The organism is Ruegeria jejuensis, assembly GCF_041537905.1.
Lineage (GTDB): Bacteria > Pseudomonadota > Alphaproteobacteria > Rhodobacterales > Rhodobacteraceae > Ruegeria_C.
Genome location: NZ_JBGRUO010000017.1, coordinates 55,598 through 68,962, shown reverse-complemented (window position 1 = coordinate 68,962; position 13,365 = coordinate 55,598). Strand labels below are relative to the sequence as shown.

Genomic DNA, 13,365 nt, shown 5'->3' with positions numbered 1-13,365 from the left:
TACTTGACGCTACCAGACCTCTACAAAGCGGCCAACTCGACAATGACGCGGGACATCCAATGACTGACTTCAAGAAAATCCTGATTGCCAACCGAGGCGAAATTGCCATCCGCGTAATGCGCGCCGCCAATGAGATGGGCAAGAAAACCGTCGCCGTTTATGCCGAGGAGGACAAGCTGGGCCTGCACCGCTTCAAGGCGGATGAGGCCTATCGGATCGGCGAGGGCATGGGACCGGTCGCCGCCTATCTCTCGATTGACGAGATCATTCGCGTGGCCAAGGAATGTGGCGCGGATGCGATCCATCCTGGTTATGGCTTGCTGAGCGAAAACCCCGATTTCGTCGATGCCTGCACCAAGAACGGCATCACCTTCATCGGCCCCAAGGCCGAAACCATGCGCGCTCTTGGCGACAAGGCCAGCGCCCGTCGCGTCGCCGTCGAGGCCGGCGTGCCGGTGATCCCGGCGACCGAAGTGCTGGGCGATGACATGGATGCGATCCGCGCCGAAGCGGCTGAGGTCGGCTATCCCCTGATGCTGAAAGCCTCCTGGGGTGGCGGCGGGCGCGGCATGCGTCCGATCTTTGGTGAGGACGAACTGGAAGAGAAGGTTCTGGAAGGCCGCCGCGAGGCCGAAGCCGCCTTTGGCAATGGCGAGGGCTATCTGGAGAAAATGATCACCCGCGCGCGCCACGTCGAGGTGCAAATCCTCGGCGATAAGCATGGCGGCATGTATCACCTGTTCGAACGGGATTGCTCAGTCCAGCGCCGCAACCAGAAAGTGGTGGAACGCGCCCCTGCCCCGTACCTGTCCGAGGAACAGCGCACCGAAATTTGCGATCTGGGCTATAAAATCTGCAAACATGTGAATTACGAATGCGCCGGCACGGTCGAGTTCCTGATGGATATGGCGACGGGCAAGTTCTACTTCATCGAAGTGAACCCGCGCGTCCAGGTTGAACACACCGTCACCGAAGAGGTGACCGGCATCGATATCGTGCAGTCACAAATCTTGATCGCCGAGGGCAAGACCATTGCCGAAGCGACCGGCAAACCCAGCCAGGACGACGTGCAACTGACCGGTCATGCGTTGCAGACGCGGATCACCACCGAGGACCCGCTGAACAACTTCATCCCCGATTATGGCCGCATCACCGCCTATCGCTCGGCCACCGGCATGGGCATCCGCTTGGATGGCGGCACGGCTTATGCGGGCGGCGTGATCACGCGCTATTACGATTCGCTACTAACCAAGATTACGGCGTCGGCCCAGACCCCGGAAAAGGCCATCGCGCGGATGGACCGGGCGCTGCGCGAGTTCCGTATTCGCGGCGTCAGCACCAACATCGCTTTTGTCGAGAACCTGCTGAAGCACCCCACTTTCCTCAGCAATGAATACACCACCAAGTTCATCGACGAGACGCCCGAGCTGTTCAGCTTCAAGCAGCGCCGCGACCGAGGCACCAAGGTTCTGACCTATATCGCCGACATCACGGTGAACGGGCATCCCGAAACCAAGGACCGGCCCGAACCCCGCGCCGATCTGAAGCCTGCCGTGGCCCCGGCCAAAAAGGCCGAGCCGATGATGGGTACCCGCAACCTGCTGGAGCAGAAGGGTCCGCAAGCCGTCGCCGACTGGATGAAGGCGCAGCGCCAGCTCCTGATCACCGACACCACCATGCGTGACGGGCATCAGTCGTTGTTGGCGACCCGGATGCGCTCGATCGACATGATCAAGGTGGCGCCGACCTATGCGGCCAACCTGCCGCAACTCTTCTCGGTGGAGTGCTGGGGCGGCGCGACCTTTGACGTGGCCTATCGCTTCCTGCAGGAATGCCCGTGGCAGCGGTTGCGCGATCTGCGCGAGGCAATGCCGAACCTGATGACCCAGATGCTGCTGCGCGGGGCAAACGGTGTGGGCTACACCAACTACCCCGACAACGTCGTGCAGGAATTCGTCCGGGAGGCATCCAGAAATATCGATGTCTTCCGCGTGTTCGACAGCCTGAACTGGGTCGAGAACATGCGCGTCGCGATGGATGCGGTGGTTGAGAACAACAAGATCTGCGAAGGCACCATCTGCTACACCGGCGATGTTCTGGATCCCGATCGCGCCAAGTATGACCTGAAATACTATGTCGACATGGGTAAGGAGCTGCGCGATGCAGGTGCCCATGTGCTGGGTCTGAAAGACATGGCCGGGCTGCTGAAACCGGCTGCGGCCCGCGTCCTGATCAAGGCGCTCAAGGAAGAGGTGGGCCTGCCTATTCACTTCCACACCCATGACACGGCCGGGATCGCCAGCGCGACCATTCTGGCCGCGTCAGAGGCCGGGGTGGATGCGGTCGATTGCGCCATGGATGCGTTCAGCGGCAACACCAGTCAGGCGACGCTGGGCACCGTGGTCGAGGCGCTGCGCCACACCGACCGCGACACCGGACTGGATATCAAGGCAATCCGTGAGATCAGCGACTATTTCGAAGCGGTGCGCGGGCAATATGCAGCCTTCGAGTCGGGTCTGCAGGCCCCGGCCTCCGAGGTTTATCTGCACGAGATGCCGGGCGGCCAGTTCACCAACCTCAAGGCGCAGGCGCGCTCGCTGGGGCTGGAGGAGCGTTGGCACGAAGTGGCGCAGATGTATTCCGACGTGAACCGGATGTTCGGCGATATCGTCAAGGTGACACCCTCGTCCAAGGTGGTGGGCGACATGGCGCTGATGATGGTCAGTCAGGGGCTGAGCCGCGCCGATGTCGAGAACCCCGAAACCGAAGTGTCGTTCCCCGATTCGGTCATCGACATGATGCGCGGCAATCTGGGCCAGCCTCCGGGCGGCTTCCCCGACGCGATCCTGTCCAAGGTGCTGAAAGGCGAGCAACCCAATACCGAACGCCCGGGCAAGGATGTGCCTGCGGTCGATCTGGAAGAGACACGCGCCAAGATCAGCAAGGAGCTTGAGGGCAAAAAGGTCGATAACGAGGACCTGAACGGGTATCTGATGTATCCCAAGGTCTTCATGGATTACATGGGCCGCCACCGCACCTACGGCCCGGTTCGCACCCTGCCTACGCGCACTTTCTTCTACGGTATGGAACCGGGCGAAGAGATCAGCGCCGAAATCGATCCCGGCAAGACGCTGGAAATCCGTTGCCAGGCCGTCAGCGAGACGGATGAGAAAGGCGAGGTCAAGGTGTTCTTCGAACTCAACGGCCAGCCGCGCGTGATCCGGGTGCCGAACCGTCTGGTCACATCCACGACCGTGCAGCGGCCCAAGGCCGAGCCGGGCAACGCCAATCATGTCGGCGCGCCGATGCCCGGCGTGGTGGCCAGTGTTGCGGTACAATCAGGCCAGAAGGTCAGCGAGGGCGATCTGTTGCTGACCATCGAGGCAATGAAGATGGAAACCGGCATCCATGCCGAGCGCGACGCGGTGGTCACCGCGCTGCACGTCCAGCCCGGCGGCCAGATCGACGCAAAAGATCTGCTGGTTGAACTGGAATAACGTGCTATCTGCCGAGCGACCCTGCACCGATTTCGGTTGGCGCAGGGTCGATTGCAACAGACCGGGGCAGAGCGCATGATTTCCGTCACACCGATTTACGCATCCCTAATCGCCGTTCTTTTTGTGGCCTTGAGTGTAAATGTGATCGTCCGGCGCGGGCGGCAGCGCGTCTCGATGGGCCATGGCGGCGACGATGACCTGATGAAGGCGATGCGGGCACAAGGCAACTGTGCCGAATACGCGCCTTTTGCCCTGCTCTTGTTGCTGATCGCCGAGTTGCAAGGTGCGGCACATTGGTACCTGCACCTGCTGGGTCTGTTGCTGCTGCTGGGCCGCGTGCTGCACGCATATGGGTTCGGTCGAGCCGATCCGATCCTGCTGCTGCGCCAGATTGGCATTCTGCTGACCTTTACCTCGATCCTGCTTGCAGCGCTGACAAACCTCACCCTGGCGCTGTGATGTTGACGCCGGGATGCGCACCGGCAAAAAGTTTCCGCACCAACCATTTTCCCCTTGCAGGGACTGACGGGACTTTATATCTCCCTCCTCACTCAACCGGGCGGGCGTAGCTCAGGGGTAGAGCATAACCTTGCCAAGGTTAGGGTCGGGCGTTCGAATCGCCTCGCCCGCTCCAGTTGAGACCCCAGGCCGATTGGCCAAATGGATGCGGGCGTAGCTCAGGGGTAGAGCATAACCTTGCCAAGGTTAGGGTCGGGCGTTCGAATCGCCTCGCCCGCTCCAAATTAAACTCTCTTCAGATTTTCGCTTTGGCCTAGTAGCGTCGCCCAATGCGTCACATCTATGGTGTCAATACGATCCGAAGCGAGGTGCCCCGATGTCCGACTACGTCATCCGATCCATGACCCCCGAACAGGTGCAAACCGCCGTGGACTGGGCCGCGCGTGAAGGTTGGGGGCCGGGGTTTCAGGACGCAAGCTGCTTCACCGCCACCGACCCGGAGGGGTTCAAGGCCGGGTTTCTGGATGGTCGGATGATCTCTTCTATCTCGGGGGTGAATTATGACGACAGCTTTGCCTTCATGGGGTTCTACATCGCCGATCCCGATTATCGCGGCGTGGGCTATGGCTATGAGTTGGCCAAGGCGGCGCTGGCCCATTGCGGCGACCGCAACAAGGGTCTGGACGGGGTTGTCGAGCAGCAGGAGAATTACAAGCGTTACGGGTTCAAGCTGATCTATCGCAACATCCGCTTTGCCGGCACCGTGGCGCAGGCGCTGGAGGCGCTCCCCTCACCGCCCGAAACCGGCATCACCCATCTGCGACAGCCATCAGAGGCGCTAAAAACCTATGACCGCGCGCTCTTCCCTGCCCCGCGCGATGTGTTTCTGACCAGTTGGCTGGGCGCGCCCGGCCATATCTCCCGCATGGCGCAGGATCAGGATGGCATCACCGGCTATGCCACGCTGCGCCCCTGCCATGGCGGATTCAAGATCGGGCCGCTTTTTGCTGACGATCCCGAGATCGCCCGCGCCCTGCTGGCCGCACTGCTTGCGGAAGTGCCCGACGATCAGCGCGGCGAAACTGTATATCTGGACCTGCCGGAACCAAACGCGGAGGCGCTGAAACTGGCGGCGCAGCTTGGGTTTACCCAGGTGTTTGAAACCGCCCGCATGTATTCCGACCATGCGCCCGATATCGATCTGAACCGGATCTATGGCATCACCAGCTATGAGCTGGGCTAAAACGCGTCGAAAGCGATGGCGGTCAGCGAGCGTTCGATCTGTGTGTAGGCTGTAACGGATGTTGCCGCGCAATCCCCCGTTTCGGCCCCTGTTTCGGCGCAACACTTCGCCATCTGCATCATTGGTGGTCTGGTAATTCCTCTGCTTGCGGACCTATAAGCACATCCGAAACAAAGGGATTTCGCCATGCGCCGCGCCACGATCAGCCGCAAGACCGCAGAAACCGAGATTTCCGTCGAGATCGATCTCGACGGGACCGGTCGCTATGACATCCAGACCGGGGTCGGCTTCTTTGACCACATGCTGGACCAACTGTCGCGCCATTCGCTGATCGACATGACGATCCGGGCCAAGGGTGACACGCATATCGACGATCACCACACGGTCGAGGATACCGGAATCGCGTTGGGTCAGGCGCTGGCCGAGGCTCTGGGTGAAAAAACAGGCATCCGCCGCTATGGCGAATGCCACCTGCCCATGGATGACGCACAGGTCCGCTGCGCGCTGGACCTGTCGGCGCGCCCCTTTCTGATCTGGAATGTCGATCTGCCGACACCCAAAATCGGCGGCTTCGATACCGAACTGGTGCGCGAGTTCTTTCAGGCCTTCAGCACCCATGGCGGCATCACGCTGCATGTGGACCAGTTGCACGGGCTGAACAGCCACCACATCGCCGAGGCCGCCTTCAAGGCGGTGGCCCGCGCGCTGCGCGCAGCGGTGGAAACCGATCCGCGCAAGGCCGATGCGGTGCCATCGACCAAAGGCACGCTTTGAGCGCAACCCGCAAAGTGTGCTCCGGTTTTCGGACAAGTTGCGCGCAGAAAGGACCCAGATGCTGACCGCCATCATAGACTACGAGTCGGGCAATCTGCATTCCGCCGAAAAGGCGTTTCAGCGCATGGCGCTAGAGATGGATGCGGGTGAGGTCGTGGTGACCTCGGACGCGGATGTTGTCGCCCGTGCCGATCGGCTGGTGCTGCCCGGTGACGGCGCCTTTCCCGCCTGCGCGGCCGAGTTGCGTGGGCATAAAGGCATCCATGACGCGATGGTCGAGGCGGTGGAACAGCGCGGCCGGCCCTTTCTGGGCATCTGCGTTGGCATGCAACTGATGGCAACCACCGGCCATGAATATCAAGAGACGGCGGGCCTTGGCTGGGTGTCAGGCGACGTGGTGAAAATTGAACCGGAAGACGGCGCGCTGAAAGTGCCGCATATGGGTTGGAACGATCTGGCAATCGACAGCGATCATCCGGTCTTTCACGGCATCAAGACCGGTGATCACACCTATTTCGTGCATTCCTATCAGTTCCGCGTCACCAATCCGGCAGAGCGGCTGGCCCACGTTGACTATGGCGGCGAGGTTACCGCCGTAATCGGGCGCGACACAATGATCGGCATGCAGTTCCATCCGGAAAAGAGCCAAGCCACCGGGTTGCGACTGATCGGGAACTTCCTGAACTGGCGCCCCTGACGGGGCGCCGTGCGGATCACTGGACGCGAGTCCAGTCCTGGCCTCTGCAGACCAAACCGCCTGCGACGCACCCTTTGACGGTCAGCGTGTTGCCATTGAGCGTCATCTTCGACTTGTAGGTCTTGTCCGCTTCCGGATCCCAGATCTTGCCGCCGCTATAGGCGCCATTTCCGTCCGGTACCATATCCCAGATCATCTGCTTGCCGTCATGCTCGTAATTCGGCTCTTCGTCGCCAGAGGCATTGAACGCATTGTCGATCGTGCCACAGATGGCGCTGCCGCAGGGCGCAATGGACACGTGCAGATAGCCGCCTCCGTCGCCTGCGCCCGTCTTCCAGATGCCATCGACCGGATCGGCATGGGCGACTGCCGCGAAACCCACCAGCGTCACAGCGGCAAGGATCGTTTTCTTCATTTTGAGTCTCCTCCTGTTGACTGCGGCCACTGTGAGGAAATGCGCGATTCAGGCAAGCGATACGTTGGGTCGCGTTGCATCCCCTGCGCCTGCTGTGCCATATCCCCGGCTAAATCAGCAGAAGGCCGCTTATCCCATGATCCTATACCCTGCCATCGATCTCAAGGACGGTCAGGCCGTGCGACTATTGCGCGGCGAGATGGAGGCAGCGACGGTGTTCAACGACGACCCCGCTGCGCAGGCCCGCGCCTTTGTCGAAGCGGGTTGCGAATGGCTGCATCTGGTCGATCTGAACGGAGCATTTGCCGGTGAGCCGGTCAATGCAGCCCCGGTCGAGGCGATCCTGCGTGACTGCGACGTGCCCGCCCAACTTGGCGGCGGCATTCGCGACATGGCCACCATTGAAGGATGGCTCGATAAAGGGCTGGCTCGCGTCATTCTGGGCACGGTCGCGGTCGAAAACCCCGATCTGGTGCGCGAGGCCGCCCGCGCCTTCCCCGGCAAGGTCGCCGTGGGTATCGACGCCCGCAATGGCATGGTTGCCACCAAAGGCTGGGCCGAGGAAACCGATGTCGAGGTCACCGATCTGGCGCGGCAATTCGAGGATGCGGGCGTGGCTGCGATCATCTACACCGATATCAACCGCGACGGTGCGATGCAGGGGCCCAATATCCAGGCTACCGCCGCGCTTGCCCGCGCCATATCGATCCCGGTGATCGCTTCGGGCGGGGTGTCATCCATCGCCGACCTGATCGCCCTGCGCGATTGCGGCGCGGACCTGAACGGCGCAATCACGGGCCGCGCGCTGTATGATGGGGCAATTGATCTGGCGGAGGCCCTGACGACGCTTGGCACATGACCCCATGACCATGCCATCTGTAACACGCTCCGACCTGCCGCGCTCCAGTCGGCTGCACAGACGGCTCCGCAAAGGCGATTTTCTGGATTGCTTCAGCGTTCCGTCAGACCTGCCGCCCCGGCAGGCGGCAGAGATTATCACCAGCTTTCCCGCATGGGCGATGGCTCTGGTGCGCCTGCGCGGCCTGTTGGTGGCCCCTTTCGGGATCAGCAGGACGGGGCCGGAGGCAGCCGACAAGGTCGGCATTTTCCCGGTCGAACATGATGGCGACACTGAGGTGATCGCCGGGTTCAACGACCGCCATCTTGATTTCAGGGTATCTATCCATTCCGAAGCGGGCCGTGTCTCGCTCGCCACTTGGGTGCACCGGCACAATCTGGGCGGTCGGCTCTATCTGGCCGCGATCCTGCCGTTTCACATCCTGATCGCGCGCAATGCTCTGGCGCGGGTGGGCCGCGCAAGCGCGGCCCGAAAGTTCATCTAGGTCACCCTGCCGCAGCTGCTGTCAGCTTCTTCAGCGCGCCCTGCATAACTTCGACCGCCGGAGAGTTCTCGACATCGTCCAACTCGTCAAAGGTCTCTTTGGGGTCTTCATAGCTCAGCCAGACCTGCCCTTGCGCATCCTCATAGGCCTGCACCTTGAGCGGCAGAAACAACCCGGCAAGCGGGTCGATCTTCATCGCCGGTGTGCCAATCTTCGGATTGCCGAAAATCAGAACCTGATTGGCCGGAATGCTGTCGCCGATCTTCTCGGCCCCCGCCGCGTGATCAATCCGCGCAAACACGGTCGCGCCCGCATTGCCGATCGCCGCTTCGAGCGCATCCAACGCCTCGCTCACCGATTTGTCGGTCTTCACCTTGATGATATCGTCAGCCATTGCCGTTACCGTGCTTCCAAATGTGAGTAATGCAGCCAAAAACAAACCACGCATGATGTCTTTCCCTCTATGACTTCCCGTTCAATTTCCACGGCTTATGCCCATATTACAATCACAAGTCTGGCATCGGCGAAGCTTTGCCGCTAGGAGTGGCGCAACAAAGGGTAGTTCATGTTGAAAACACGTATCATTCCCTGCCTCGATGTTGCTGATGGTCGCGTCGTGAAGGGGGTCAACTTCGTCGGCCTGCGCGATGCGGGCGATCCAGTGGAATCTGCCAAGGCCTATGATGCGGCAGGTGCGGACGAGATCTGTTTTCTGGACATCCATGCCACTCATGAAAACCGCGGCACCATGTTCGATGTGGTGCAGCGCACGGCGGAACAGTGTTTCGTGCCCCTGACGGTGGGCGGCGGGGTTCGCACCCGCGAGGACGTGCGCGCGCTGCTGCTGGCCGGTGCCGACAAGGTCAGCTTCAACTCCGCCGCCGTGGCCAATCCGGACGTGATCGCCGAGGCCGCCGACCAGTTCGGCAGCCAATGCATCGTCTGCGCCATCGATGCCAAGACCGTCTCGCCCGGCAAATGGGAGATCTTCACCCATGGCGGCCGCAAGCCAACCGGCATCGACGCGGTGGATTTCGCCCGCACCGTGGTCGGCAAGGGCGCTGGTGAAATCCTGCTGACCTCGATGGATCGTGACGGCACCAAGGCCGGGTTCAACCTGCCGCTGACCCGCGCGATCAGCGATGCGGTAGATGTGCCGGTGATCGCTTCGGGCGGGGTCGGCAATCTGGATCATCTGGTCGAAGGCGTGACCAAGGGTGGCGCCAGCGCCGTGCTGGCTGCCTCGATCTTTCATTTTGGCGAATACACGATACATGAGGCCAAGGCACATATGGCCGCCGCAGGCATCCCGATGAGGCTGACATGAGCATATTGCACGACCTGGCCGCCACAATCGAGGCGCGTCGAAGCGCTGACCCCGACAGCAGCTGGACCGCCAGACTGCTGGCCAAGGGACCCGAGAAATGCGCCGAAAAATTCGGTGAAGAAGCGGTCGAGGCCATTATCGAAGCGGTAAAGGGCGACCGCGACGCGCTGACGTCTGAGGCGGCGGATGTGCTTTATCACCTTCTGGTCATGCTGGAAGCGCGGGATGTATCGCTTGAGGCGGTGCTGGACGAGCTGGCGCGGCGTCAGAATATGAGCGGTCTTGCCGAAAAAGCCACACGATCCGGCGATTGAATTGCAACCCACTGCCGAACGCGGCAGGAAGCGGGTAAATTCACCGCGATTCACACGGGATGACGTTATGATACGAGTGTTCAAATCCGCCTTGGCCCTGCTGATGCTTGCGCTGATCAGCGCTTGTGCGCATCAACCGGTTAACGTGGACCGCGCCGATGTCGATCTGCTGGCGCAGGAGATTCGCTCGCTCGGCCCCGAGGTCGATCCCGAGGAAGCACAGCGCGCCGCACGCATTGCCTATGGCTATTCCGCCCAACTGGCGCAGGAATATGACATCACCGATCCGCCGCTGGTCCACAACGCCAAGGTCAACGCCGGAATCAAGGACCGTGGCCTGTGTTACCAATGGGCCGAAGATATCGAAGCGCGGCTCAAGCAGGAAAACTTTCAGACCCTGACCATGCACCGGGCCATTGCCGAACCGCGCAACGGTTTTCGCGTCGATCACAGCACCGCCATCATCAGCAGGCGGGGCGACGGATTTCAGGACGGAATCGTTCTTGACCCCTGGCGCGGGGCCGGTGAGTTGCACTGGATGCCGACCCTTGAAGATGCCCGCTATGATTGGGAAGCGCGCCTAGAAGTGCTGGAAAGAAAACGCCGCCGCTTAGAAGCCAGAAACTGAATCCTCCGAATAGCGGCCATGTGCTGATAAGGACAAATAAAACTCAGCGTACCATCCGCACAAAGTCTAATTAGATCATATCGGAGCCGCATTGCCCGCAGACCGGTATGATCCCAGCGTGGCGGGAACTGCGGGGCGCAGAACTGCTGGTTTCCGGTCTTTCCATACCAACGAAACCCTTTCTGCATTCATCATCAAGTTCTCACGTCACCCGCAAAACGCGCCGCGTTTTCTTTCGCAAATGCACTGGCGTCAGCGTTGGCATCCCAAAACTGCGGATTGGCTTTAGGAATGGATAATGCCTTTTGCACGGCCGGGCGGGCGTCGATCCGTTCGAACCAAGCCTGCAAATGCGGCAAGCCGTCTATGCTTGCGCGAGCCCAGACATAGGCGCGTGCCCAGGGATAGGTCATCATATCCGCGATAGTGTACTCATCCGCCGCAAGCCAATCGCGACCGTCGAGACGCGTGTTCAAAACCTCAAGCAACCGGCGCGATTCATCCACGTATCGCTTTATCGAAAACGGCTCCTCATGCCCGTTGGGCGCAGCGATGTGTTGGAAGTACATGGCCTGTCCCATCATCGGACCAACGTGACCCACCTGGAAAAACATCCATTGCATGACCTCAGAGCGCTTCAGCGGATCATCCGGAAGAAACTTGCCGTATTTCTCCGCCAAGTGCCAAAGAATGGCACCGCTTTCGAAGATGGCGCGATCCTCGTCACGGTCGACGATCGTCGGGATTTTTCCGTTTGGGTTAAGCCGCAGATAGTCAGGCGCTTTCTGTTCCTGCTTCGAGAAATCCACGGCGGTAACGTCGTAAGGCACGCCAGCTTCTTCCAGGAAAATGACCGGTTTATAGCCGTTCATTGTTGCGGCGGTGTAGAGGTGAATTGCGGGTTGGGCCATCATCAATCTCCGATCAAAGGTCACAAGCATCGAGACCAGACCAAAGCTGCGCACAAAACGAAGAAATTCAACTAGTATACTTTTCGTAACCTGCTCCAGCGAGGAGACAAGACCAATGGATGCCCGCATAAGACAAGACCAAAATGGCCGCAAAACCGTCGACAACACATGCGTAACGCCGTGCGCGATAGAACGTGGCATGCGGATCATTGGTGGGAAATGGACCGGATCAATCCTGTGGCATCTCAAGGACGGCCCGGTGCGCTTCAACGACCTCTCGCGCATGATCGGCGGCGCCAGCAAGAAAATGATCACCGAACGGCTTCGCCAGCTAGAAGCACAAGGACTGGTGCACCGGGAGGTCGCCAAAACGAAGCCGCTATCGGTGGTCTACGAAGTAACGGATTTCGGTCGAACGGCACTCGGTTTCCTCGACGAGCTTCGCAGGTGGAGCGAAAATCTACCCATTGAGAATGGTAACTCGGAACTCTGAACGGTTTTTGATGCCAATCTGAAGCTGACATGTGTGTTCAGAACGTGAAGAATCGCTCGGTGTCCACAAAGCGGACGCGCAGCATCAACACAAGCCGTTTGCTCATAGCTTGGACGAGATAATCCCGGTGGCGAATCCACCCATGCGCAATTCGCCAAACAAGCGCTGGTATTCGATCTTGGGGCAACGGTTCTGGATCACATCGATGCCCCGCGCGCCAGCCCGGGCCGCAGCTTCTGCATGTTGGACGCCGATCTGCATCCAGATCGTACGCAGTTCGGGAAAGACCTCGATCGCCTCATCAACAATCGGCGGCACCGCTTCGGATCGGCGGAAGATATCGACCATGTCGACCGGTTCCGAAATATCGCCAAGCCCGGCACGGACGGTTTCACCGAACAACTCCTTACCTGCATGGCCGGGGTTGACAGGAATCACCCGGAACCTTTTCAGACCCAGATAGCGGGCCACATAATAGCTGGGCCGCACCGGGTTCATCGACACGCCCACCACCGCGACCACCTTCGTGCGCTGAAGGATGTCCTTGAGATATGCGTCATCATAGGTGCTCATAAAGCTCCTTAGCCCGTCCTGCCCAAAGAAAAAAGCGCCCAGGAAGTCCTGGGCGCAAGGTATGGAACGAGGGACAGTGAAATGACGCGCGGAAGTTCCTGTCCGCGGTCACAATGTGAGGTATGTGCCGCCCCGAAAAATAAAAGAGGGGGATGCCATTTTCGTGATGGCACGTGCGCGTATTGGCGGATTTTCGCCGATCACCCGTATAGCACCGAGGGCCAATTTGCCTCGGCCCTTACGATATTGGCCTCGGGATCGCGCATCCACTCCCGATCCATAGGGTGTGAATGAATCAGATAGAGCTTGCCATTCACGATATGCCAGATCTTCGGATCGGTCGTGGTCAGAAAGCCTTGCGAAACGGCGTAAGCGCAATAGCCACCAAATTGTGGTGCATATGCGCGTGGATTGGCCTCGAATGCCTCGCGATTGGCGTCGCTGGCAAACCGCCAGACCGCATCCTTCCACATCAGGGCATTTTCGGGATTGCCGGCAATCGGCCCGCCATTGGCGAAATAGGATACCGTGTCAAAGCCCAATATCGCCGCGCCCTGATCCGTGAAGATCATCGGCGAGGCAGCGCGTGCGGCAGGGGCGAGAGCGAATGCTCCCAACCCGGCAAGGATATTTCGTCTGGTCGGCATTCCGGCATGAATCATAGTTGCGATTGGCCTAAAATGCCCGCTGC

16 protein-coding genes and 2 tRNA genes are annotated in these 13,365 nt (G+C 60.1%); 13 read left to right on the top strand and 5 right to left on the bottom strand.

Annotated elements, in window-relative coordinates:
- The first annotated feature begins 59 nt into the window (after positions 1-59).
- From AB1E34_RS18215 to hisH, 7 genes are all read left to right on the top strand, one after another.
- On the top strand, positions 60-3,497 hold the full coding sequence (locus AB1E34_RS18215; RefSeq protein WP_372573740.1) for a pyruvate carboxylase: 3,438 nt from the start codon (positions 60-62) through the stop codon (positions 3,495-3,497).
- 75 nt (positions 3,498-3,572) lie between these two features.
- Entirely contained in the window at positions 3,573-3,956 is a 384-nt protein-coding gene (locus tag AB1E34_RS18210) for an MAPEG family protein (RefSeq protein ID WP_372573739.1), read from the top strand.
- 100 nt (positions 3,957-4,056) lie between these two features.
- Positions 4,057-4,131 (top strand) — tRNA-Gly (locus AB1E34_RS18205).
- Between the two features lie 32 nt (positions 4,132-4,163).
- A tRNA-Gly gene (locus AB1E34_RS18200) sits at positions 4,164-4,238 on the top strand.
- 94 nt (positions 4,239-4,332) lie between these two features.
- On the top strand, positions 4,333-5,199 hold the full coding sequence (locus AB1E34_RS18195; RefSeq protein ID WP_372573738.1) for a GNAT family N-acetyltransferase: 867 nt from the start codon (positions 4,333-4,335) through the stop codon (positions 5,197-5,199).
- 186 nt (positions 5,200-5,385) lie between these two features.
- Entirely contained in the window at positions 5,386-5,973 is a 588-nt protein-coding gene (hisB, locus tag AB1E34_RS18190; protein ID WP_372573737.1) for an imidazoleglycerol-phosphate dehydratase HisB, read from the top strand.
- A 58-nt stretch (positions 5,974-6,031) separates the two neighbouring features.
- Positions 6,032-6,670: an imidazole glycerol phosphate synthase subunit HisH gene (gene hisH / locus AB1E34_RS18185; RefSeq protein WP_372573736.1), complete on the top strand. Its 639-nt coding sequence runs from the start codon at positions 6,032-6,034 to the stop codon at positions 6,668-6,670.
- Between the two features lie 16 nt (positions 6,671-6,686).
- On the opposite strand, the gene AB1E34_RS18180 is transcribed toward hisH, so the two are convergent.
- The gene (locus AB1E34_RS18180) at positions 6,687-7,085 is read right to left on the bottom strand and encodes a DUF2147 domain-containing protein (RefSeq protein WP_372573735.1); all 399 of its coding nucleotides are present in this window, start codon (positions 7,083-7,085) and stop codon (positions 6,687-6,689) included.
- Positions 7,086-7,221: 136 nt separating this feature from the next.
- On the opposite strand from AB1E34_RS18180, the gene hisA reads away from it, so the two are divergent.
- Together hisA and AB1E34_RS18170 are read left to right on the top strand one after the other, a co-directional pair.
- Positions 7,222-7,944 (top strand): 1-(5-phosphoribosyl)-5-[(5-phosphoribosylamino)methylideneamino]imidazole-4-carboxamide isomerase, encoded by a 723-nt coding sequence (hisA, locus tag AB1E34_RS18175; RefSeq protein WP_372573734.1) that lies wholly within the window; start codon positions 7,222-7,224, stop codon positions 7,942-7,944.
- A gap of 4 nt (positions 7,945-7,948) precedes the next feature.
- Complete coding sequence (locus AB1E34_RS18170) at positions 7,949-8,428, top strand: DUF2867 domain-containing protein (RefSeq protein ID WP_372573733.1); 480 nt, start codon at positions 7,949-7,951, stop codon at positions 8,426-8,428.
- Between the two features lies 1 nt (position 8,429).
- Here the strand turns inward: AB1E34_RS18170 and AB1E34_RS18165 are convergent, their stop codons facing one another.
- Positions 8,430-8,822, bottom strand: a complete 393-nt coding sequence (locus tag AB1E34_RS18165) for a DUF302 domain-containing protein (protein ID WP_372573732.1) — start codon at positions 8,820-8,822, stop codon at positions 8,430-8,432.
- 171 nt (positions 8,823-8,993) lie between these two features.
- Here AB1E34_RS18165 and hisF point away from each other — a divergent pair, with 171 nt between their 5' ends.
- The 3 genes from hisF to AB1E34_RS18150 all read left to right on the top strand — a co-directional run bounded on the left by hisF (position 8,994) and on the right by AB1E34_RS18150 (position 10,697).
- Positions 8,994-9,755, top strand: coding sequence for an imidazole glycerol phosphate synthase subunit HisF (hisF, locus tag AB1E34_RS18160; protein WP_372573731.1), 762 nt, complete (start codon positions 8,994-8,996; stop codon positions 9,753-9,755).
- Positions 9,752-10,069: a phosphoribosyl-ATP diphosphatase gene (locus AB1E34_RS18155; RefSeq protein WP_372573730.1), complete on the top strand. Its 318-nt coding sequence runs from the start codon at positions 9,752-9,754 to the stop codon at positions 10,067-10,069. Before hisF ends, AB1E34_RS18155 begins: the two co-directional genes overlap by 4 nt.
- A gap of 67 nt (positions 10,070-10,136) precedes the next feature.
- On the top strand, positions 10,137-10,697 hold the full coding sequence (locus tag AB1E34_RS18150; protein ID WP_372573729.1) for a hypothetical protein: 561 nt from the start codon (positions 10,137-10,139) through the stop codon (positions 10,695-10,697).
- Between the two features lie 194 nt (positions 10,698-10,891).
- Here the strand turns inward: AB1E34_RS18150 and AB1E34_RS18145 are convergent, their stop codons facing one another.
- Positions 10,892-11,608: a glutathione S-transferase family protein gene (locus AB1E34_RS18145; protein WP_372573728.1), complete on the bottom strand. Its 717-nt coding sequence runs from the start codon at positions 11,606-11,608 to the stop codon at positions 10,892-10,894.
- Positions 11,609-11,723: 115 nt separating this feature from the next.
- Here AB1E34_RS18145 and AB1E34_RS18140 point away from each other — a divergent pair, with 115 nt between their 5' ends.
- Complete coding sequence (locus AB1E34_RS18140) at positions 11,724-12,101, top strand: winged helix-turn-helix transcriptional regulator (protein ID WP_372573727.1); 378 nt, start codon at positions 11,724-11,726, stop codon at positions 12,099-12,101.
- Positions 12,102-12,203: 102 nt separating this feature from the next.
- Here the strand turns inward: AB1E34_RS18140 and AB1E34_RS18135 are convergent, their stop codons facing one another.
- The gene (locus AB1E34_RS18135) at positions 12,204-12,674 is read right to left on the bottom strand and encodes a CoA-binding protein (protein WP_372573726.1); all 471 of its coding nucleotides are present in this window, start codon (positions 12,672-12,674) and stop codon (positions 12,204-12,206) included.
- Positions 12,675-12,874: 200 nt separating this feature from the next.
- A complete protein-coding gene (locus AB1E34_RS18130) occupies positions 12,875-13,321 on the bottom strand; it encodes a YHS domain-containing (seleno)protein (protein WP_372573725.1) in 447 nt (148 codons plus the stop codon).
- Positions 13,322-13,365 lie beyond the last annotated feature (44 nt).